A 22,825-nucleotide genomic window follows, 5' to 3' on the forward strand; every position below is an offset into this window, starting at 1 on the left:
CGCATTTATTTGGCTTCATTAGAACATGATTTTTTTATAACTTCTCTGTCAGGTTGCATTTCTAATGTTATTTTTCACTAAAAGAAGCATGCGGCTGTTTTAGGGTACTTAACTGTTATTTTGTCTGATCTTGTTCTTTTTTAGTGTTATTCGATATTAATCGGGGTGTGCGTTGACTCTGGTTTTTTCGGGTGTATTAAGGAAGGTGATGCGCAAGAAAATGCATTGGGTTAGTATCCGCTCAAATTCGGTATTTTGTCATACGTTAGAAATCTTTGGTATGAAAACGAATGAAATCGGAATCCGTTTCAATGGTCTTGGAGTTAGTTCGATAAAGAAAAGGGCTTTGGGTGCGCTCGGAGTCTTTGGGGCTATTTTATTGTCTTTGGTCGCATTTAGGATATATTCTGGACAAAGAGTGGCTGAACTCGAACAGGATTTAGCTAAGCAACAGGCTTTGATGATGGGATATGAGGCTTTGGACAATAAAATTGAAGAAGCTTACGCCTCATGTTTTTGGGCATTGAGTGGTTTGGAATCAAAAGTTTCTAGAGAAATAGATTTCGGTGGAATTCCAAAAGGGATTTTGGAAGAAATGGAGATCGTTGTGCAAAGCTTTGAGAAGTCTCGAGCCGAATTTTTTGAAATCTCCGACACAGGAGGCGCAGTTGTGAAATCTTTACGACGTTTACGCTTGTCTCGTAATGAGCTGGAAAGCAAGGTTAGAGATGCCGTAGCTTCGGCCCGAAATATTCGGACAGAGCAACTGGGCCAGATTGAAAAGTACCGAAATCGCAGTGAAATAGTCTTTTACGGATGTGTCCTGCTAATCATAGTCGCTTCGGTTTATTATATATATATCATTGTTCAGGGAATCAGGCGAACAATTGCGGCGGTGGCTCGAGATGTTGATAGTCTGGCCAAAGGCCGACTTGATAGGGATATTCGAAATATACAGCTGAAAGAATTTTTGCCATTGACCGAAGCCTGCCTTAAGTTGAAAGATTACTTGGAGAGAGTCACCGGTTTTGCTGCCGAGATTGGGAAAGGAAATATGAGTGCCGAGTTTCAACCGGACTCAGATGAGGACGTTATGGGTGGCGCTCTTGTGGATATGGCTGGAAAACTGCGCATATCTGCGGATCAGGACAAAGTTAGGGAATGGCAGAATATAGGCTATTCGAAGCTTTCGGATACCGTAAAAAGAGTAAGGGAAGACGAAGCTTTTTATGATTTGGCGTTGCGGGAGCTGATTAGCTATTTGGGAATTAACCAAGGAGCTTTCTATGTAGTCAAAAAAGATCCTGAAGAAAACGTTGTGCTGGATTTAGTTTCGAGTTATGCGTTTGGCAGGAAAAAATACAGAAGGCAAACCCTTACGCCCGGCGAAGGATTGGTAGGTCAGGCGTATTTGGAAGCGGATGTGATCTATATGACCGAGATACCGGATGATTACGTAAGAATAACTTCAGGCCTCGGCGATGCGCCTCCGCGTAACATTGCGATTATTCCACTGATTTTCGATGATAAGGTTACTGGGGTTTTGGAGCTCGCTTCATTCACAGTTTTTAAGGAACACCATTTGGTCTTTTTGAAAAGAGTGGCCGAAATGCTTGCTTCTGAGCTGGCTACGCGTGTTGTGAACATAGAGACTAAACGCCTTTTGTCTGAATCCGTGGAGAAAGAAAATATGCTTCGGGCTCAGGAAGAAGAGTTAAGGCAAAACGTTGAGGAACTGCAAAGTACTCACGAGGCATTGGAGAGAATGAAGCGTGAAGAGGATGCCAAAAACGAGGAGATGCTTCAAAAGACTGAGCGTCAGTCAAGGATGATCAGGAACTTACTTAACGAGGTGGAAGAAAAAGTCTATCTCAAAGACCATTCAGGTACAATGTACCTTGTAAATCAAGCCGTTGCGGATGATTACGGAGTGTCGATTGAAAAACTGATAGGCACGGACGATTTCGCTTATTACGATTATGAAGTTGCGAAAGGATACTGGGACAGTGAGAAAGCGATAATAAAGGCGGGTAAGCCAGTGGACAGTGTGGAAGAGGTAACACTAAATGGCAGGACCAAAACGTGGAAAATCCGTAAGATGCCTTTCTTAATTGAGGAAACAGGAAAAGTTGGCCTGTTAGGAATACAGTTAGATATTACTGACAGGGTTGAGGCGATAAAACGGGCCGAGGCTCTTGAAAATAAGCAATAATGAAAAAAGCGGGAATATAGAGTTCCCGCTTTTTTGTAATGAGGCCTACTTCCCTGGAGTAAAAGGATTATTGACCTCGTCACCGAAGATAATCACCGCGTCTGAAGGGAATTTGGTGCAGACGCCATCCGCACCGTAAGACGCGGCCTTTCGCATCTCCGCAGGGGTGCTGATTTCTTCGATAAATACTCTGAATCCAGATTTGTTGAGCGATTCCAATTTGCCATCGTCAATGTTCTTCAGCTTGATTCTGTAAATATCCGGTTTGAACCCCACCGTTTTCCAGTGATGATCTTCATGGACATGTTGAGTTTCAAGGCCGAGTGGCATTTCGGGGTAGTGTCTATGGATATGCCGGAGTAAGATAGGGTCATCTGAGTAAATTACCAATCTCTCCGCAGGCAGTTGAGACAGCAAATTTTTGACAAATATGTGCACATCCATTAAATGCTCTCGATAGGAATGGACGCCTTTGCTATTGGCCATAATCCCGATTTGGTACACGACTTTATTACCTATAGATTTTGGATATCTTTGATAATAAATACTGTCCAACCTTACCAAATCACTTATGGAAGGGTAGGGAATAGTGTTCTTGAATACGGAAAACCCGTGTGATAATTTGAGGGGATGGGCTTGGCGAATTGCATGATATCCTAACTCAGATAAGTGCGCTCTGTTATTCTTACTCCCAACGATATCAAAGTATGGGTTTGCCGCAATAATGGGGACGTCGTCATGAGTGAAGTAGACCTTGAACGAAAGCATATCCGAGCCAATGCCTATTGAATTGGCAAAGGCAGAAAGTGTATTGTCGGGGACATCTTCGCCATTTGCGCCTGTGGCGATTATCAGGACATCGGAGTAATCTGAGGGATTACTTTTGGTCCCTGAGCACGACCAGTAGGCAAAAGCCAGGATCGCCGTGACGATAACTGTTATCGCTTTCGTTTTCATAATTCCCAAAGTTTGCGGAGAGCCTAGTTCGTAGGTTTTTCCAAGTTTTAAGAATGTCTAATTCAACGTTATAAATTAAACAAATTGAAGTCTGTTCTACATTTAGGCCGATTTTAGGCCATTTTTTTTGCTTTACTCCGATATTTCAAATAAGAAAATAAAATAGTTCACTTTGATGAATTTCAGGATGTAACTTATCTTATGAAGAGTTCGAAACCTAACAGCTTACATTAAACCCAGCTCAATGAAAGTACTGATCGCTACAGATAAGTTTAAAGGGGCAATGGACAACTTCCAAGCTAGCTCTGCCATGAGAAAAGGTGTATTAAGAGCGTGTCCAGATGCGGAAATCACCACGTTCAGTTTGTCAGACGGTGGAGAAGGTTTTTTGGAGCTCTTTAGAAGAGCTAAGGAACTGGTGGAGATTCGGGCGGAGACTTTTGATCCGTTGGGAAGGAAAATAGAGGCTTCGTTTCTTTACGATAACAAGCAACAAGAAGCTGTGGTCGAATTGGCGTCGGCTTCGGGGTTAATGCTGTTGGCTGAAGAGGAGAGATGCTGTGCGGAAGCGAATACATTTGGCTCGGGAATCCTTATTAGAAAAGCTATAGAGAGTGGGGCGAAAAGAATTATTCTGGGCTTGGGAGGTAGCGCCAGTAATGATGCGGGGCTAGGAATTGCAAAAGCCTTGGGGGTGAAGATTCTGAGTGGAAATGGGGAAGAAATAAAGCCATGCGGAAAGAATCTATCCAAGATTCACAAACTTGATTTCTCACAAGTTCCGGACAGTGTTAAAAAGGCGGAAATCTTGTTGGCGTGTGATGTTCAGAATCCATTTACGGGACCCGAAGGTGCTGTAAATGTTTATTCGGAACAGAAAGGGGCGAATGAATGTGAAAGAGAGCGAATGGAATATGGGATGAAACACCTGTTGGAAGTTTTCAAGAAAGAGGAACGAACAGATATCTCAAACTTAGAGGGAGCCGGAGCGGCGGGTGGTTGTAGCGGAGGTTTAGTAGCCTTGTTTGACGCAAAGATAGTTTCCGGAGCTGAGTTAGCTGTTGAGTATTCTGGCTTTGTGGGAGCTTTGGGTTCGGCGGATTTGGTGTTGACTGGCGAGGGCAGTTTCGATAAGCAAAGCCTCAGAGGGAAGTTAGTGTCAATTGTAACAAAAGTGGCTCACAGATACGGAGTGCCTGTTGCTGGATTTTTTGGAAAAATAGATCCTGATGTGGATCCGTTAGATGTCTCTTGTCCTGACTTTTGCGGAGCTCTTGGCGCTGGACCAATTTCACTGAAGGAGAGTGTGGAGCGATCTCAGGAATTGTTGGAAGCGCGGGTGCTGGAAGTTATAAAGTTACTCAAACGCTTTGTATAGAGACCTCCATATGAAAAGGGTTGTATTACAATTCTCAATTTAACATAATCTAGATTATTGTTTTAATAAAGGAATTGTCCCAACCTTAAGGGTTGATCCAATTTCTACTATTCGATTGTATATCAGCTCTTTTACGACCTTTTATGAAGTTTTTGCGGGCATTTCTCCATTCGTCTTTATTCATGATGCCACTTTTGCGATGACGTTGCGCGTCTTTTTCAAAACGTTCAAACATCGCTTGTAATTCGGCGCTTCCATAAGTCTGTATAAAATCGGAAGCGGTTTTGTCTTTGACCGGAATATTATCAATCCACTTGTACAGAAGCTCCAACGCCCGGATATTGTCTTTTCCTAAAGCGTTCAAAAATTGGTTGAATATATATTGTTCCGAGAGTAAATATTCCCGCCTTCTTTTCCTGAAAACACGAAAAGTTAAGACTGTGATTCTCAGCAAAACCATTAAGATTATAATCCCTGCAATGACAAGCAGAATGAACTTTCTCAGAGGCATTCCAAAAACGCTATAGCCTTTTTCCTTTTCCTCAGTTATGGTTTCCACTTGGGCTTGCGCTACGGTGGCCAGCGAATCTTTTAATGTGCTCAACATTCCCAAATCCGGGTTTGGAGCCACTTCAATTGCCCTTGCCTTAAGAGTCTTCTTATAAAGTCTCTGTTGCCTTGGGTTCCACCAAAGAACAACCTTTTCAGGAATCGTTACGGTTCCCTCTTTCTCGAAAAGATAGCTGTAACGGTCAGTGCGTTTGGCGCTGATCGCGGTGGACGTTTTGATATTCTTGAAGTTGGTCTTGCCGGGGTAAATGCTGATTCCGGGGACTGAGTCCCAAGATATTTGCGGAAGCATTTCGTAAATGGTGCCTTGGGCCTCTCTTGTGATCCTTCGCTCGATCACGTCACCGACTTTCACTCTGTCGGTTCTGCGAGACCATCTTTCATAGCCAGTCAGATTATTGCTGACCAACCAAGTGTTTTCATCGAAACCGTCCGGGATGGATTTTACATTGACAAACCGTGGGCGCGTCCGGATAGTGCGTTTTTTCCCCTTATAATCGTCTTCATCGGGCGTTTCCACAGTTATTTCCAAAGAAGGGATTTCGATTTGCACATCTTCGTACGGGAAAATATTGTAGAAGAACTGTACGCCCGCATAGTTCTTTCCCTTAATGGTTTTTGATGAACTAAGCGATCTGAAATAGACGGAGAACGCGCCGTCAATCTTCGGGGTTTGCAGGTCAACGCCTTTCGTGAACCATGTGGATGTATAGACACTAATAGTCACTTGCACCGGCTCGCCTATATAGGCGTTCCTTTTATTTATCGATACTTCGCTGAACAGGTGTTTTTGGGCATAGGATTGATGGAAGCCCAAAACTGTCCAGACGATCAAAGTAATTTTGAATAACTTCCTCATCACCATTTGTCAGATTTGTTCTTGGCCTTAAGCCCTTGTTTCTTTACCTGGAAGGCGAATTTCTTTTTCAGGAAAATTGTCGGGTCGTCGCCCGTGTCTCGGATAAGGATTTTTTGGAGATCTTGCTTCTGGATCGGTCCCAAATCTTCAGGCACTTCCTCCAATTCTTCGCCTGTGTGGGTGTCTGTAGTCACTTCTTCCTCAAGGCGTTCCTTCTCCATATCTTCTTTTGTGGCTTCTTGTCCGCCTCCGCCCAAGTCTTCCGGTCCGGTGTTTTCCTTGTTTTTACCGTTGTTGAGCTTTTCTTTCTGCTCTTGGGCCTCTTCTGGATTCAGCACGTTTTTTTCGTCCATTATATTTTTCACAATGGACTTGCTGTTTTGCGCCTGTTCCATATCAGGGTCCAGTTCTGTGGCTTTTTCAAAGGCTTTCTGGGCGGCGACCAAGTTGCCGTTTTTATAATATGCCAGCCCGAGGTTATATGCGCCGTATGCTGTAGAATCTTGCCTAAAAGCCTTTATAGCGCCGTTTATGTCCCCGGATTTGTATAGTGCGACACCTTTGCGCAGTTGATTGTCATAAAGTTCAGAGGCCTTTTTGTATTCTTTTTTGTCCGAAAGCTTTTGTGCTTGGTAGTCGTGGGTAAACCAAAGATCCTGAAACTTGAATGTCCCCTTTTCCTTGGGAGCGCAACCTGTAAAGGCCATAAGTACAATGATTGAAAAGGCAACGGAGCCTTTTCTGGAAAGGAACAGGATTGCGATCAAAAAAGGAATCATAAACCAGAAGCCTTTGTCGTCCCATTCGTCTTTTTCCTGATCTTTTACCTCTTGGAATTTTAGCCCGGCCCTGACTCTTTTTGCGATCGCAGCCATATCGCTTCGATCCAGTGTCATTTGGTTGACCGTGATATTTTCAACGGAAGCAAGGCGTTGGAGAGTGACGGGATCTTGGGCTGAGTGGACAGGATCTCCGTTTTTGTCTTTCATCGTGCCTTTGCCTCCAAAATTCGGAACCTCAGCGCCTTGGGGCGTATTCAAAGGGATAATTTCAAGCTTTTTGTCGGCTTTGGCATACTCTTGTAAGGCCTCGAAGTCGTCTTCGGAGAAATCATCGGAGAAAACGATTAGTGTGGATGGGGCCTTCGAGTATTGGGTCACCGTATCGGCCATGTTGAGGGCCGTGGCCATGTCTGTGCCCGGAATCGGCATCATCGATGGGTTTAGCCCGTCCATAAACGATTTGATAATATTGTAATCTTTTGTCAAAGGCACCACCGTATGGGCCGATCCCGCAAAAGCGACCAACGACATTCTGGCTTGGGGGTTCTCTTCTATTAGGTCAAGAATCTTGAATTTGGCCCGTTCCAACCTGTTTGGTTGAATATCGGTAGCCATCATACTTTGCGATAGGTCCAAGGCTATGACTACGGGTGTCTCCACAATTTGGCCCGGGATTTTTATCTTTCCCCAAGTCGGGCCGGAAACGCTTACAATACCGAAAATCATCCCGAAAAGACTGATGGTCAGGATCCAGATCTTTAGCGTTTCGCTTCCCCTCTTGATCATGAAAGGCTGAAGGTGTTGCGCAATATGTTTCCGCCATTTTACCTGATCCCGAACACTCCATACGCTCAGAATATAAATCAAAAGCAATGGAATGATCAGCCAAAGAAACTGTGGCCGCAGGAAATGGAATTGTTCCCAATCAATATTTTGGATATCGTTAAGCATCTGCTGTGGACCTTGTCGGTTGTTTATCCTTTTTGAATTTTCTGACAAGCGAGATGGCGCTTGCTAGAAACATGAGGGCTAATCCGAGCGCAACGGCCAAGCCCAAGGGGTAATAATAAAGGAGTGTGACGGGCACGTATTCTTCCTCTTCGTACTCTATCGGTTCGAGTTTGTCTAGCGTGGCGTAAATCTTTTCAAGCTCCGCTTTGTCAGTCCCAAGGAAGTACTTCGCGTCTGTCAGTTCCGCAATGTTTTTTAGGGTTTCCTCGTCCAGATCAGATTCCGATTTGGCGGGGTCCCCTATCCCGATAGTGTAAATCTGGATCGAATCGCTTTTGGCAAGTTCCGCCGCGTCAAGCGGTTGGATGTCGGTTCCGGCGTCTACGCCGTCGGTCAAAACCAGCATCACTTTTGACTCCACGGTATCTTGCTCGAACATGCTGATTCCCTTGACGATGGCTTTGCCGATTTTGGTAATCTGACCTGCCATACCTACGTCCGCTTCGTCGAGTAGTTTTTCTACAACGGGCAAATCGGCAGTAAACGGCGCTTGGATAAAGGCGTTGCTCGCAAAAAAGACCAGACCCATTCTGTCCCCTTCCCTTTTTGCGATGAAATCGTGGATCACTTCTTTCACAGCGTCCCATCGTCGGACCTTTTCTCCGTCAACCACCCAGTCGGATTGCGACATGCTGAAGGAAATGTCGGCCACAATAAGGAAATTTCTGGCGTTTTTGACTTTTAGCTCGGGCTTCCCCACAATCTGCGGCGAGGACAAAGCGCAAATCGACAGAATCCAGATAATGGATAGCGTGAGCGAGACAAAAATATTACGTCTGCGTATGCTGGCGGCCTTTCGGGGCTTTTGGTTAGAGTACTCGCTGGCTTTCTTGAAGTTGGGATAATTCAAGGCCGAGCTCTTCATTCTAAGTGCAGGCAGAATCCAATACAGGAGCAATGGAAGCGGAAGCAGGTAGAATGCCCAGATGTTCGCTATTTCGAAATTTTCAGGCATGGCTGTGAATCCAGGTTTTGGATATAGTTACAAACCGATCGAACTCCTCGTCGCCGATTTCCCCATTTTGGTAAAGGGCGGCCGAAAAGGATTTTCCGAATTTTGAGAAAGGGGTGTCGTTGGCTTTTGATTCCAAGAACTTCAGCCATTCATCGCCAAAAAGACGAGCGGTTTCCTTCCTTCCGAAAGTTTGGAGCGCAACTTGTTTGAGTACAACGTTTATCGCCTCAATACCCGAACTGTTGTCTTTCTTGTTTGTCCGAATTGATTCAATCACACTGACGGCGTATTTTCTGTACGCATTTTTCTTGAACTGGAGGTAAATCCTATACGCAAGAACGCAGGCGATAACCGAAAGCGTAACGAACAGTATGGGCCAACCCGGCGTATCGAAAGCGAATTTTACCGGAGGCGGTTCGTACAGGTTACCAAGGTCCGGCAGATTGGCGTTTTGCAACGAGTCGGTCACTGAAAATGATTGTGATGTTGGAGTCTGATCAATCATTTTGGCATTTTTATAATTTCCTTGAGCTGTTTGTCAACGTCTCCCAAGGTGTCGAGTTGTATTAGCGGAATACGGTATTGGTGCATCAACGCCTCAAAGGCGTGAAGATTCTTTTCGTAACCGGTTTTGAATTTCTCCCGAAGGCTTTTGTTGTTGCCTTTGGCTAGGATTTGCCTACTGCCTTCGCCAAGGGTTATTTCTTCGCTAGGCAATGTACAGTCCATCGGGTCGGAGATTCTCGCAAGTATCACGTCGTTTTTCCTGTTCATTATCCTTAGCGTTTTAATCATCTCTTCCGAATAATGAATGAAATCGCTGATGATGATTACCAGAAAATCGTGAGTCACCAGATTGTTTACCCTGATGATGCTTTCGTGAATCTGTTTTTCGAAGGTCAAATCGCCTTCTATATCCAATTGGTGGTTGTAGGAGACGATCTTTTCCAGAAAACGGAGCGTATTCCTTCGGTCACGCTTCGGGGGCAGTAACTCCATTTTGTCATTTGAGAAAACGGCGCCTCCTACCCTGTCCCCTTCCCGGGCAACCCGAAAGGCAGCTAAAGCCGCGACTTCGGCCGCGACGGTGGCTTTCGTTTTGAACTGGGAACCGAAGAACATGCTCTGCGACTGGTCGACGATAATCAGGGCCGGTTTTTCCTTTTCCTCACTGAAAACCTTTGTATGTGTCCTTTGGGTTCTGGCGGTGACTTTCCAGTCAATGTTCCGGATATCGTCTCCGGGGACGTAGTTTCGGGACTCTTCGTAGTCCATGCCCCTGCCCCGTAGCTTGGAGGCGTGTTTTCCCCCCAATATCGACTTCACTTTCTGTTTTTTTGCCAGAAAGCTAAACCCCATCGCTAGATGTTCCATGCTCAGCAGGGACTCTAGCGAGGTGTAGACGTTTTCGGGATATTGAGTTTTTTTCTTTTTCATGGGAAACTTATCCTGCTACGGCCACTAGCTTAAGGATCTCGTCGATCACTTGGTCTGGCTTGATCGACTGGGCAGTGGCTTCATAACTGAGGATCAGCCTGTGGCGGAGGCAGTCGTGTACCACGGCTCTGATGTTGTCCGGGCTAACGAAGTCTTTGCCTTCCATCCAAGCGTGAGTACGGCAAGCCTTGTCAATGGCGATGCTACCGCGCGGGCTGGCGCCGAAATCGATCCATTCCGCAAGCTCTTTGCTGTATTTTTCAGGCCTTCTGGTGGCTGAGATTATATCGACAATGTAGCGTTCCATGCTTTCGGAAATCTTGATGTCTGCGATTTCCTTACGGGCTTGGAAAACGGTTTCAGGCGAGAGTTTTTCCTTCTTCTCCTTTTTCTTGGCGTGTCCGGATTCTTGTCGGTTAAGCCTGATGATTTGGAGTTCGGAGTCGTCGTCTGGGTAGTCGATGATCACGTGCATGATAAAACGGTCCATCTGCGCCTCGGGCAACGGGTACGTACCTTCTTGCTCCACAGGGTTTTGGGTTGCCATTACCATGAACAGGTCTTCCATCGGATAAGTGCTTCCCGCAACGGACACCTGCCTTTCCTCCATTGCCTCCAACAACGCCGATTGCACTTTGGCGGGTGCGCGGTTAATTTCGTCGGCCAGAATCAGGTTGCTGAAAATAGGGCCCTTCTGAAAGATAAATTTCTCATCGGAATCAGGCTGGTAGATTTCTGTACCCGTGATGTCGGAAGGTAACAGGTCGGGAGTGAACTGGATACGGCTAAGCCCGCAGTTCAGCTCTTTGGCCAAAGACTTAATAGCTTTTGTTTTGGCCAAACCAGGAAGTCCTTCGAGCAGAAAGTTTCCGTCGGCGAGCAAGACCAAAACCAGTCTTTCGACTAGTTTTCTTTGGCCTATGATCGACTCGCCAATGTTGTCAATTAGTGACTGAATGTTTTGGTGAGCATTCATGATATCTTCTCTTTATTTTTTCAGTTCAAAAGGGTATATAACCTTCCAGTCATCCTTCATATCGGCGATTGTCCAGCCGTCTTTCAGCGCTTGGTCAAGGCCTTTGTTCAGGCGCCCGACACTGGAGTTGCGGTCATATGCCCATTCCCTTTTCACGTCGGTATGGTGAACGTAAAGCATAAAAGCCTTGTCGCCTTGCGAAGAAGTCCACTGCATCATAGGCAAGTCTCCGTCGGAATTGCCGGCACAGAAAGTCGGTTTTTTTCCGATGATAGTGTTGATATTGAGAGGCTTGCCGTCTTTGTCGTCGATGAATCCGATTTTAGGCAGGCGGGTGATCGAGTAGTTTCCGTTCTCGCTGTTGAACTTTGTCTTAAGGCTGCTTCCGATGATCTGTTCAGAAGGGATTCCGTAAACGTTTGTCAGCGTAGCTCTCATAAAGTCTACCCCGCCACCGGAGACGATATACGTTTTGTAACCGTTTGCTCTCAAGTAGTCGAGAAGCTCCAGCATAGGTTGGTATACCAGTTGGTCAAAGCGCTTGTGTTTGGTAGGGTGCTGGGCTGTTGCCATCCAGGCTTTAACCATTTCCTTGTACTCGGCTGGGGTTGATCCAGCGAGCGTGTTTTGAACCAATTCCAGCAATTGGTGAACGTCTGTTTTTTTCAGTTGGGCGAGATCGTTTTCCAAAATCGCTTTGTAAGGCTGGGTGTTTTTCCACTCCGGGTGTTGATCGGCCGTAGCCTTTACCCTATCGATAATGTAGAAAAGCTGAAAATAGAACGGTTTCTCACTCCAAAGCGTCCCGTCATTGTCAAAGCAAGCGATTCTGTCTTCTTCAGGAACGAATGTTGGGCTATTCTTGTCAGTTGATTTTTCTATAAACTCAATGATCGAAGCCTTTGTCTTACCTTCATTCCAAGACGGAAGAGGGTTTGTTAACTGGACATTATCCGCTCCTTTTTCTTCTTCTGGCCTACAGGAGAAAAGAATACTGACCCCGACAAGGGAAAGTATCAAACCTCTTAACGTTTTCATGTTTTTGCGGTCCAATTTTACTGGTAATTTTTAACGCAACGAAAACCGATGTGCTCCATTCCCGTGTCGGGAGTCGTTCGCATTCGGCGCGAATTCCGGTATCCTGAGCACCAATCGTCATGACACAGGAAGGAGCCCCCGCGAACTACTTTGTTCTTTTCGTTTCTACCAATTACCTCAAAAGAGACTTCCGGGCCAAGAGGATTGTGCGCAAGGTCACCAGATTCTTTTTTTAGTACATCGTAATAATTGGCTCCATACCAATCGGAAGTCCATTCCCAGACATTTCCGGCCATATCATAAAGTCCATAGCCATTTGGAGGGAACGATTTTACTGGTGAAGTCCTCTCGAATCCATCCTCTGCCGTATTAAAATAAGGAAATTCTCCCTGTAGGTGGTTTGTCATGTGTTTGCCGCTTTCTGTCTTCTCATTTCCCCACGGATACATCTTGTCGATCAACCCGCCTCGCATGGCGTATTCCCATTCGGCTTCGGTCGGTAATCTTTTTCCGGCCCACTTAGCGTATGCTTGCGCATCATACCAACTAACATGCACTACAGGATGATTATCCTTCCCTTTTATGTCACTATCAGGCCCCTGAGGGTGTTTCCAGTTGGCTCCTCGTGTTAAAGTCCACCAGTTTTCAAGGTGTCTTTTCGAAGCGTTTTTCTCTGCGTAGTTAAATACAAGGGATGCGGGCTGTAGATTTTCTTCAGCTGGACGAGGAGTGTTTGGCGGTAATTGAAGCTTTAATTCTTCCCAATTTATTGGCTGTTCGGCAGTTGTGATGTAACCTGTCGATTCTATGAATTTTCTAAATTCTGCATTTGTCACCTCATGCTCATCTATCCAGAAGTTGTCGATACGGACTTTATGTTTAGGAAACTCGTCGTTTTGGGATAATGCGGTTTGTGGCATGCCCGCAAATTCATCGGAATAGTCACCTCCCATATTAAAGGTTCCGGCTGGTATCAGGACCATTCCCTCTGTATTTGAAGCTAATTCAGGATTGGTTTTAATGCTGTTTATCTGCGAAAGGTAAGTAGTGCTTAGATGTTGTTTGCCAATGAAACTAGTTGGTGCGCTGGAGTTGCAAGAGACGGGCTCATTTGATTGTATTTTTCCTTTGTTGCTTTCACAGGCCCACATGCTATATAATATAGCGAAAGGGATGAGTCGTTTTTTCATAGGAAATGGCCTTTTGGTATGGCAAGCACATATTGTAAGTATTGAGCATTACACTCTCGCCACCAAAAAAAAGGCCAAGCTATTTTCTGTTATTGATCTGGAAATTAGGTCTTAGGCGTAAGTGTGAGGCATTTCTTCAAAACAAGATGGGCTGTGAAATGTCTGGTTTCTAAATCTATTCAACTACATGATGAGACTGAAACCATTATTTATTTGCGTGGCAGTACTATTGACTCAGATAGTTATGCCGGCAAGTGCGGAAAAGAGTCCCGCTGCAAAGAAGGGGAAGAACAGGCCGAATATTCTGGTTATTTTTGGGGATGATATCGGTATTACAAACGTAAGTGCGTATAGCCGTGGGCTGATGGGCTACCAGACTCCTAACATCGACCGAATAGCCAAAGAAGGCGTAATGTTTACCGATTATTACGCCGAACAAAGCTGTACGGCGGGGCGGGCTGCGTTTATTACGGGCCAATCTCCAGTAAGAACAGGTTTGACAAAAGTGGGACTTCCTGGTTCTCCTGTCGGGCTTCAGAAAGAAGACCCGACTATAGCCCAGTTATTGAAGCCGATGGGCTACGCTACGGCTCAATTCGGCAAGAATCACTTTGGCGACAGAGACGAGTTTCTTCCTACAAATCATGGTTTTGATCTGTTTTTCGGTAACCTTTACCATTTGAATGCGGAGGAGGAACCGGAAAACCCGGACTACCCAAAAAGTATCGAGTTTAAAAAGAAATTTGGGCCAAGAGGGGTTTTGAGAGCTACCGCTGACGGAAAGATCGAGGATACGGGACCACTGACAAAGAAAAGAATGGAAACCGTAGATTCTGAATTTCTGGCCGCGGCCAAAAAGTGGATAACGGAACAAGTAAAGAATGACCAGCACTTCTTTACTTGGTTTAATACTACGGCGATGCATTTCCCGACTTACCCTAGCCCGGCGGCAAGGGGACTTTCGAAAGGGCAAGGGTTTTATGCCGATGTTATGGTTCAACATGACAATTATGTGGGAGAGCTTCTCAATCTTCTTGATGAATTGGGCATAGCGGATAATACTATAGTAATTTATACTACAGATAACGGTCCGCATTTTAACATGTGGCCTGATGGGGCGATTTCCCCGTTCAGAGGAGAAAAAAACACAAACTGGGAAGGCGGTTATCGTGTGCCGGCAATGGTGCGTTGGCCTGCCAAAATACCGGCCGGAGTGATTTCCAATGAGATTGTTTCGCATATGGATTGGACTCCGACATTGGTTGCCGCTGCGGGAAATGATAAAGTCAGATCACAATTGCTGACCGGACACCAAGCTGATGGACATACTTTTAAGGTTCATCTTGACGGTTATAATATACTGCCTTACCTGATGGGCAAGGAAGACAAAAGTCCAAGAACAAACTTCTTCTATTTCAGTGATGACGGACTGCCTGTGGGGATGCGTACTGGCGATTGGAAATTGGTGTTTGCGGAACAACGTGCGCATGGGTTCGGTGTTTGGGCGGAGCCTTTCGTGAAGTTGAGGTTACCGCATATCCTGAACTTGAGAAGGGATCCGTTTGAAAGGGCTCCGACTGACGCTAACAATTACGAGAAATTTAGAATTGATCACGCCTTTATGATATATAAAGGCCAGGACGAGATGGCCCAATTCCTAAAAACTTTCGTGAAATACCCGGTTCGGCAGAGGCCGGCTTCATTTTCTGTAGATCAAATTGCGGAGAAGTTTCTGAAACCAGATTTGGAAAGATAGAGCGACAAACAAACTCAAAATGTGAAAGCCGACAGGAAAATCCCCGTCGGCTTTCTTATTTTTTCAAGAAATATTTTATGCTGTTAATGAAAAATGACGTAGGTCATTTTCTGTGTTAATTTGAATATAATGCGGGTTTATGAGGCGTGGAGTACGCTTGTCACAAAGAGAGACTACATATTTTTCATTTTTTTAAACATAAATAATATTCATAGGCCATTGATAAAATATTCTAGGCAATGTTTTTTCATAAATTGCAGTGTAGCTAAGGTTTAACAATTTAGCTAAGGTTGCGCGTCTTCGTAATATTAAATTTGTAAGAAGTAATAATACACTAACCTTCTTGTAAAACAGGATTCAATGTTTATTTTTGCGATATGCCATATAATAAATGGCGTTTCAGAATTTAAACGAAACGAAATCTGTTGAAGAGTTGCGTCTGTACAGATATGGTTTTGGTGGGGATGGTCTGTGTGTTTGCGTGGAATCATATCAATGCGTCCTATGAGAAATACTTAATCAGTATTAATTAGATAAATGATGGTTAGACACGGATTTTTTACGGCATTTAGAAAAATTGTATGGTGGTCCGGGGGTGGCTTAGCGTTGCTCCTATTTTTATTGCCGGGCTTAACGCTCGCGGCAAAGAAGAAAAAGGGCCACTTCTATGTTAAACGCGACACTTGGGAGGCGACTATGGCGGCTTCCAAGAAAGCTTATGGCGACTACGTCGCTTCTTTGGGATTCACTCCGGTATCTTCAGGCGTATTGAAACACAAGCAGGCGGCGGAGCCAATTTCCGTTGATGTTAGTGGTTTGTCTGAGCTTATCCTTGTGATCTCTGGCGGAGCGAACGGGAACTCTTATGACCATGGTGTTTGGGGAAATGCTCGTTTGATCGACAGGAAAGGTAATGTTACTTGGCTTGAGGATCTTGATTGGGTTTCGGCGAAATCGGGATGGAGAAAGACGACCCCAGGCGCAAATCTTTACGGTGAGAAAGCGAACATTGGAGGTAAGAAGTACGAGCACTGTCTTACTGTTCACGCCGAAGGAAAAGTTGTTTATAAACTGGATAAGAAATACGCCAAGTTTGAGGCTGAAGTGGGTGTGGACACTCGTGGCGGTAACAAGCGCAGTAGTATTATCTTCCAAGTCCATGGTTCTGAGCCGGGTAGTGTTCTTCGCGAAGTGGCGAAGGATTTCCCGCAGGAGTCTGGCATGTATAGCCTTTTTGCGGGTACCTCTGGTGCGGATTACCTGACTATGGGCGGTACGGAATATGAGCGTGCTTTGCTGACAAAGGTTTTGGGCAAACTCGAAAGCCCTGAATTCTTCAGAAACGAAGCGCTTAAGATAAAAGCGAACGGTGGCGAGTCAATCGATTACCTGAAGCTTTTCAAGAAAGTGGTTGGAGCCATTGACGCTCAGGACCAGTTGGCCATGATCGATTTTGAGGCTATGCGTCTTTCTATCGAAAATATGGACAAGGAGTTCGGAGCTAAGTATAACGGAAAAGCTTACTTGTCTGAGTTGAAGCGTTTGGAATCGCAGAAGCCGGCCATGGAGCACGCACTTTACAAAGGTGACCCTAAGGCTGTTGCTTGGATTAACAAAACATCAGGATTTAAGCGTAAAGCTTTGATGGCCAACCCGCTTTTGGATTTTGATCAGCTTCTGGTTGTTCGTCACAAATTGGGTAACAGAGCCAGAACAAGCGGACCAAACGCACCGGATATGGTACTTCCTAGATCAAACTGGAAGACTATCGGTTCTACCAGCAACCCAAGCAAAGGGTGGGACACTGAAATCGCTGTTCTTTCTAACCTTAGAGGCGGTGTAGATTCTAAAACTCTCTACAAGCCGAAAGGCCCGCACGCTATCACTGACCTTGACTTGCATTTTGACGCTGGCAAAGTGATGTTTACTTCCGCTACTGACAACGGACGTTGGGGATTGTTCGAAGTGAATATTGACGGTTCGAACGTTAAGCAACTTTCGCCGGATAAGTATCCTGATCTTGACTTTTATGACGCTTGTTATTTGCCTGACGGTCGCGTGGCGATGGTGTCGAACGTTTCTATGCAGGGTGTTCCTTGCGTAAACGGTTCTGACCCAGTGGGTAGCATGTGCTTGCTCGATCCTGAAACAAGAACTTTCAAGCAGATCAACTTCGGTCAGGACAATGACTGGGATCCTGTTGTATTGTCGAACGGTCGTATCATGTACCTCCGTTGGGAATACACTGACAACGTTCACTATTTCACCAGGGTTTTGATGCACATGAACCCTGACGGAACTGGTAAGAAAGAATACTATGGTAGTGCTTCTTACTGGCCGAACACTATCTTCGACGCTAAGCCGATTCCGGGTCACAAAACCAAATTGGTAGGTATCGTTTCTGGTCACCACGGTACAGCCCGTTCGGGTGAGTTGGTGATTTTTGATCCAGCTAAAGGTCGTCAGGAAGCTGACGGAGTGGTTCAGAGAATCCCGGGCCGTGGACAAAAAGTAGAGCCTATTATCAAAGACAAGTTGGTTGACGGCGTATGGCCTCAGTTCACCAACCCCTACCCTCTTGACGACAACTATTACTTGGTAACGGCCAAGATGAAGCCGGGTGGTCTTTGGGGACTTTACCTTGTCGATACTTTCGATAACCTGACTCTTGTAAAAGAATACGAAGGCGAAGGAATCCGTGACGTATTCCCACTTAAGAAGCGTCCGACTCCTCCTGTTATTCCGGACAAGATCAAGCCAAACGCAAAAGACGCAACTGTTTATATCGCTGATGTTTATGAAGGTCAAGGCCTTAAGGGCGTGAAGCGTGGTTCGGTTAAAGAACTTCGTGTTTTCGCTTACAAATTTGCGTACAACACTTCTAAGAGTAACAACGATGCCATGGGTATCGAGGCTGCTTGGGACGTGAAGCGTGTTTTGGGTACCGTTCCTGTATATGAGGATGGTTCGGCAATGTTTAAAATTCCTGCCAACGTAGCGATTTCTCTCCAACCTTTGGATGAGCATGGCCAAGCGATGCAGATCATGCGTAGCTGGTTGACCGCTATGCCGGGCGAAACGATTTCTTGTATCGGTTGCCACGAAGACCAGAATACTGTTCCGGTTCCGAAAAGGACAATCGCTTCAAACCGTTCGCCGGTGGATATCAAGCCTTTCTATGGCGAAGTAAGGCCATTCTCTTTCGTTAACGAAGTGCAGCCGGTACTTGACGCCAAGTGTGTGGGATGTCACAACGGTAACGACCCTGAGTTGCCAAACTTCGCTGACAAAACTACTCTGCCTTACCGTAACGTAAGCCGCAGTTACTTCGATCTTCAGAAATTCGTACGTCGTCCTGGTCCGGAGTCTGACCTTCACGTACTTACTCCGATGGACTTCCACGCCAGTACATCTGAAGTGATTATGAAGCTGAACAAAGGACACCATAACGTGAAGCTTACTAAAGAAGAGCGTGATCGCTTGGTGACTTGGATTGACCTTAACGTTCCTTATCACGCTGATTTCCATGATGTTCCTGACTACCGCGGTAGTAACCAAAAGGATCGTCGAGTTCAGTTGATGAAGGAAATCAACAATATGGAGTACACAGCTGAGGACGAATTGGCGCGCGCCAACGCTCTTCGCGAAGCTCGCGGACCGATCCAACCGATCATGCCGGAAACAGCTCCCGCTCCGAAATACAAGAAGGTAAAAGCCCGCAACTGGCCATTCGACGCTACAAAAGCTAAAGAATTGCAAGCCAAAGTTGGAACCGAGACTAAGAAGATTGACTTGGGTAACGGACAGACTATCGAATTGGTGAAAATTCCTGCCGGTGAGTTTGTTATGGGATCTGATGACGTTGAGGCTCAGGCTTTGCCAAAGACTCGTGTGAAGGTTAAGAAATCTTACTGGATGGCTAAGTACGAAATCAGTAATGGCCAATTCCGTTCGGTATTCCCAGAGCACAACAGCCGTGTGATGGACCAGCAGTGGAAAGACCACACCCGTCCTGGTTACGAAGCCAACCGCGATGAGCAACCCGCTATCAGGATGTCATGGCAAGAGGCCCAGGCTTTCTGCGAAGAGTTGAGCAAGAAGACTGGCCTCAAGGTTAAGCTTCCTACTGAGGCTCAGTGGGAATGGGCTTGCCGCGCAGGTAGCGATAAGGATATGGCATTCGGTGACCAGACAGCTGACTTTACCGCTTACGCTAACTTCGCTGACGAAAGTTTGCAGAAGATGGCCGTTATCGGTGTGGATCCAAAGCCGATGAACCCGAACCACACTTACTTCAAGTACTACGACTACATCCCGAGAGCTTCCGGCACTAATGACAACAGCATGTTGCAGTCCGTTTCCGGAAAGTATAAGCCAAACGCGTGGGGCTTGTACGATATGCACGGTAACGTAGCTGAGTGGACTCGTTCGGATTATGTTCCTTACCCTTACAACGCTAAGGACGGACGTAACGCCGGAAACCTTGATTCGGAAAAAACCGTTCGCGGTGGTTCTTGGAAAGAGCGTCCGCGTCATGGTGCCGCCGGTTACCGTAACGGATACAAGTCATGGCAGAAGGTTTACAACGTAGGTTTCCGTGTTGTAATCGAAGAATAATCTTCCGAAAGGAATCATGATAATAGTGAAAAGGCTTCCCAATCGGGAAGCCTTTTCTGTTATATAGCAGAATATTTTTCAATCCATATTTGTCCTAAATCCCTTTGTAACGATTTGTTTTTGTGTTGCTTATAAGTTCAGTTGTATTGCGAAATTCTAGCTGGATTATTATTTGTAAATAAACTGGATTTTGAAAATGAATCTAAAGAGGTATATTTGTTCGGTAATCTACGAACAACTATGGCGCTATTGGAAAACAACGAAGCTAGACGAAAAAGAATGGCCCGGTATGCGAAAGCGATGGGGCATCCTATCAGGCTGTATGTGCTTGAGCTTTTGTCAAAACAGTCTTGTTGTTATAGTGGAGATCTGAGTGAGGAATTGCCGATAGCCAAATCTACCTTGTCCCAGCACCTTAAGGAACTGAAGGACGCAGGTCTTATTCAAGGACAAATCGAGACCCCCAGAGTCAAGTATTGTATAAATAGGGAGAATTGGAAAGAGGCGAGTACGCTTTTCAAAACCCTTTTTGATTCGTAAAAAAATTTATCTTTAAAGTTCGTTGTTTTACGAACAACGAACATAAATGCGTTTACTATGGAAATTATGGTTTTGGGCCCAGGATGCCCCAAATGCAAAAAACTAGAAGAGGCTACGAATCAGGCTGTTGCCCAGTCTGAAACACAGGTCAACGTTACGAAGGTGGAAGATATCATGAAAATTATGGAATACGGTATCATGAGCACCCCTGCTTTGGTGATAGATGGTGAAGTCGTGATGAAAGGTAGGGTCCCTTCCGTAAATGAACTGGCCGAATTGATTACATCAAAAAAATGAATTCCATGAGAAAATTAGTAGCCATTATCGTTTTTGCGCTTATGATTAGTGCTGGCCAGACTTGGGCCCAATGTTGTGCCACTACCGCTTCGGCAAAAGAAAAGACGGCGTGTGTTACCGCCAAGAATGCCGAAAGCCCCGTAAAGGTATATTATTTTCATGCATCACGTCGATGCGATACCTGCGTGGCCGTAGAGAAGGTAACCAAAGAGGCTGTTCAGGAATATTTTGGGGATATAAAATCGTTTCAATCCGTAAATAGGGAAAAAGAAGCTGATTTGGTAAAGAAGTTCAAAGTTAGCGGACAAACTCTACTAGTTGTTAGTGGAGACAAGCAAGTTAACCTCACAAGCTTGGCGTTTCTGAATGCCCGAATGCACCCCGATAAGCTTAAGAAGAAAATAAAATCAACGATCAGCTCAATGGAATAAGCGATGGAAGTGTTGTTGGAATTTTTGGAAACGTCTAAGGCGCCGGCGCTTTCAGCGTTTGTCTTGGGCCTAATGACAGCCATAAGCCCTTGCCCGTTAGCCACGAATATTACGGCGATAGGTTTTATTGGAAAAGATATTTCGGATAGAAATACCGTTTTTGTCAAAGGCTTGGTCTACACCCTTGGCAGAGCGCTTACCTATACCGGAATTGGGTTGGTTTTCTATTTCGGCGCAAGCCAATTCGAAATATCTGGATTTTTACAAGATTGGGGAGAAAAGCTCCTCGGCCCTCTTCTTATTCTGGTGGCCTTGATGATGCTCGATGTTTTTAAAATTAATTTCCCTGGATTATCGGATTTGACCGAAAAGCTAGGGCAAAAATCGGCGAACAGTCTTTTGGGCGTATTGGCTTTGGGAGTAGTTTTCGCATTGGCGTTTTGTCCCTATAGTGGCGTATTATATTTCGGAATGCTTATCCCGATGACTATTAGCGGGCCGGAAGGACTTTACCTGCCTATTATTTTCGCTTTGGCTACCGGTATTCCCGTTATCATATTCGCTTGGTTTATTGCCTTCAGCGTTTCGTCAATAGGTAAAATGTACAATAAGATAGCAATTGTTGAACTGTGGTTTAGACGAATTGTCGCTTTGGTTTTCCTTTTGGCGGGATTGTATTACGTGGCTTTGTTCTTTATTTAAATAATACAGAAATGCTGGATAAATCGATAGCCATAAACCGTAAGGCAAATGGTTGGCTCCTACCCATTCTTCTATTGCTGATTTGGATAGTTATCTATCGTAATCTCACTGCGATTTCCGATTTTATCGTATTGGATTTAATGGGAATGCAAGCAGGCGAACATCTTACCGAAACACTACGGTTTTTTATATTCGAAGTTCCTAAGGTAATGCTCCTGCTGGCCTTAATCATTTTCGTGGTAGGAGTTCTCAGGACTTATGTGACTCCAGAAAAAACAAGGAGTTTACTTGAAGGCAAATCATTGTTTACGGGCAATATTCTAGCCTCTGTTTTGGGAATAATTACGCCTTTTTGTTCATGTTCGGCGATCCCTCTTTTTCTCGGGTTTATAGAAGCTGGAGTGCCTTTGGGCGTAACTTTTTCTTTCCTGATCGCCGCTCCAATGATCAACGAAGTGGCTCTGATACTGCTTGCGGGAATGTTTGGTTGGAAAATCGCAATGATTTATGTATTGACAGGCTTGGCTATAGCGATATTCTCGGGATGGATAATCGCAAAACTAAGGCTGGAACGTTATGTAGCGAACTGGGTATATAAAGTCAAATCCGGTGGCCCAAAAGAAACGACAGTAGCCATGACACAGGTGCAACGTGTAGCTGAGGGTTTTTCCGAAGTAAAGAGCACGGTCGGTAAGATTTGGCTTTATATCGTTATCGGAATAGCGGTGGGTGCCGGTGCGCACGGTTACGTGCCCGAGGACTTTCTCGGTGAGTTGTTGGGAAAAGACAATCTTCTCGCTGTCCCTATGGCCATTGTGTTTGGCGTGCCGATGTATTCCAACGCCGCTGGGGTAATTCCAATCGTTAGTGTATTAATTGAGAAAGGAGTTTCTCTAGGTACGGCATTGGCATTTATGATGTCGGTTATAGCACTTTCCCTTCCGGAAATTATAATTCTTAAAAAAGTATTGAAATGGCAATTGATAGCCGTTTTTGTGGGAATCGTTACTCTGGGGATTATTTCGGTGGGTTTTCTCTTTAACCATATTATTCAAATCTGATAAGCGAAACGGTCCAATGTTGTCCCGTAAGAAGACGCTTCGTTCTTTTTACGGGA

General features: G+C 45.2%; 18 protein-coding genes. 9 read left to right on the forward strand and 9 right to left on the reverse strand.

Annotation, left to right across the window (positions count from 1 at the left end; translation table 11 throughout):
* Nucleotides 1-280: 280 nt before the first annotated feature.
* The gene (locus AABK39_RS20100) at nt 281-2,212 is read left to right on the forward strand and encodes a GAF domain-containing protein (RefSeq protein WP_338394745.1); all 1,932 of its coding nucleotides are present in this window, start codon (nt 281-283) and stop codon (nt 2,210-2,212) included.
* A 45-nt stretch (nt 2,213-2,257) separates the two neighbouring features.
* Here the strand turns inward: AABK39_RS20100 and AABK39_RS20105 are convergent, their stop codons facing one another.
* Nucleotides 2,258-3,169 (reverse strand): glycerophosphodiester phosphodiesterase, encoded by a 912-nt coding sequence (locus AABK39_RS20105; protein WP_338394746.1) that lies wholly within the window; start codon nt 3,167-3,169, stop codon nt 2,258-2,260.
* A 244-nt stretch (nt 3,170-3,413) separates the two neighbouring features.
* On the opposite strand from AABK39_RS20105, the gene AABK39_RS20110 reads away from it, so the two are divergent.
* On the forward strand, nt 3,414-4,547 hold the full coding sequence (locus AABK39_RS20110) for a glycerate kinase (protein ID WP_338394747.1): 1,134 nt from the start codon (nt 3,414-3,416) through the stop codon (nt 4,545-4,547).
* An 85-nt stretch (nt 4,548-4,632) separates the two neighbouring features.
* On the opposite strand, the gene AABK39_RS20115 is transcribed toward AABK39_RS20110, so the two are convergent.
* The 8 genes from AABK39_RS20115 to AABK39_RS20150 are packed head-to-tail and all read right to left on the reverse strand — an operon-like array spanning nt 4,633 to nt 13,365.
* Nucleotides 4,633-5,976: a BatD family protein gene (locus tag AABK39_RS20115; protein WP_338394748.1), complete on the reverse strand. Its 1,344-nt coding sequence runs from the start codon at nt 5,974-5,976 to the stop codon at nt 4,633-4,635.
* Entirely contained in the window at nt 5,976-7,709 is a 1,734-nt protein-coding gene (locus tag AABK39_RS20120) for a vWA domain-containing protein (RefSeq protein ID WP_338394749.1), read from the reverse strand. Before AABK39_RS20120 ends, AABK39_RS20115 begins: the two co-directional genes overlap by 1 nt.
* Nucleotides 7,702-8,724: a VWA domain-containing protein gene (locus AABK39_RS20125; RefSeq protein ID WP_338394750.1), complete on the reverse strand. Its 1,023-nt coding sequence runs from the start codon at nt 8,722-8,724 to the stop codon at nt 7,702-7,704. The genes AABK39_RS20120 and AABK39_RS20125 overlap by 8 nt, the downstream gene beginning before the upstream one ends.
* Nucleotides 8,717-9,229 (reverse strand): DUF4381 domain-containing protein, encoded by a 513-nt coding sequence (locus AABK39_RS20130; RefSeq protein ID WP_338394751.1) that lies wholly within the window; start codon nt 9,227-9,229, stop codon nt 8,717-8,719. The genes AABK39_RS20125 and AABK39_RS20130 overlap by 8 nt, the downstream gene beginning before the upstream one ends.
* Nucleotides 9,226-10,161, reverse strand: coding sequence for a DUF58 domain-containing protein (locus tag AABK39_RS20135; protein WP_338394752.1), 936 nt, complete (start codon nt 10,159-10,161; stop codon nt 9,226-9,228). The genes AABK39_RS20130 and AABK39_RS20135 overlap by 4 nt, the downstream gene beginning before the upstream one ends.
* A gap of 7 nt (nt 10,162-10,168) precedes the next feature.
* Nucleotides 10,169-11,137 carry an AAA family ATPase gene (locus AABK39_RS20140; RefSeq protein ID WP_338394753.1) on the reverse strand — a complete coding sequence of 323 codons (969 nt, stop codon included), beginning with the start codon at nt 11,135-11,137 and terminating at the stop codon, nt 10,169-10,171.
* Nucleotides 11,138-11,149: 12 nt separating this feature from the next.
* The gene (locus tag AABK39_RS20145; protein ID WP_338394754.1) at nt 11,150-12,175 is read right to left on the reverse strand and encodes an HAD family hydrolase; all 1,026 of its coding nucleotides are present in this window, start codon (nt 12,173-12,175) and stop codon (nt 11,150-11,152) included.
* 17 nt (nt 12,176-12,192) lie between these two features.
* Entirely contained in the window at nt 12,193-13,365 is a 1,173-nt protein-coding gene (locus AABK39_RS20150; RefSeq protein WP_338394755.1) for a formylglycine-generating enzyme family protein, read from the reverse strand.
* 187 nt (nt 13,366-13,552) lie between these two features.
* Here AABK39_RS20150 and AABK39_RS20155 point away from each other — a divergent pair, with 187 nt between their 5' ends.
* The 7 genes from AABK39_RS20155 (at nt 13,553) to AABK39_RS20185 (ending at nt 22,769) form a co-directional block, all read left to right on the forward strand.
* Complete coding sequence (locus tag AABK39_RS20155; RefSeq protein WP_421825168.1) at nt 13,553-15,121, forward strand: arylsulfatase; 1,569 nt, start codon at nt 13,553-13,555, stop codon at nt 15,119-15,121.
* Nucleotides 15,122-15,727: 606 nt separating this feature from the next.
* Nucleotides 15,728-19,738 carry an SUMF1/EgtB/PvdO family nonheme iron enzyme gene (locus AABK39_RS20160; RefSeq protein ID WP_338394756.1) on the forward strand — a complete coding sequence of 1,337 codons (4,011 nt, stop codon included), beginning with the start codon at nt 15,728-15,730 and terminating at the stop codon, nt 19,736-19,738.
* Nucleotides 19,739-19,978: 240 nt separating this feature from the next.
* Nucleotides 19,979-20,278: an ArsR/SmtB family transcription factor gene (locus AABK39_RS20165; RefSeq protein WP_338394757.1), complete on the forward strand. Its 300-nt coding sequence runs from the start codon at nt 19,979-19,981 to the stop codon at nt 20,276-20,278.
* 57 nt (nt 20,279-20,335) lie between these two features.
* Nucleotides 20,336-20,575, forward strand: coding sequence for a thioredoxin family protein (locus AABK39_RS20170; protein WP_338394758.1), 240 nt, complete (start codon nt 20,336-20,338; stop codon nt 20,573-20,575).
* A 5-nt stretch (nt 20,576-20,580) separates the two neighbouring features.
* Nucleotides 20,581-21,006: a nitrophenyl compound nitroreductase subunit ArsF family protein gene (locus tag AABK39_RS20175; protein ID WP_338394759.1), complete on the forward strand. Its 426-nt coding sequence runs from the start codon at nt 20,581-20,583 to the stop codon at nt 21,004-21,006.
* Nucleotides 21,007-21,009: 3 nt separating this feature from the next.
* Nucleotides 21,010-21,708, forward strand: a complete 699-nt coding sequence (locus AABK39_RS20180) for an aromatic aminobenezylarsenical efflux permease ArsG family transporter (RefSeq protein WP_338394760.1) — start codon at nt 21,010-21,012, stop codon at nt 21,706-21,708.
* 11 nt (nt 21,709-21,719) lie between these two features.
* Nucleotides 21,720-22,769 (forward strand): permease, encoded by a 1,050-nt coding sequence (locus tag AABK39_RS20185; RefSeq protein WP_338394761.1) that lies wholly within the window; start codon nt 21,720-21,722, stop codon nt 22,767-22,769.
* Nucleotides 22,770-22,825: the final 56 nt, after the last annotated feature.

Source organism: Fulvitalea axinellae (assembly GCF_036492835.1).
In the GTDB taxonomy this organism is placed as follows: Bacteria; Bacteroidota; Bacteroidia; order Cytophagales; family Cyclobacteriaceae; genus Fulvitalea; species Fulvitalea axinellae.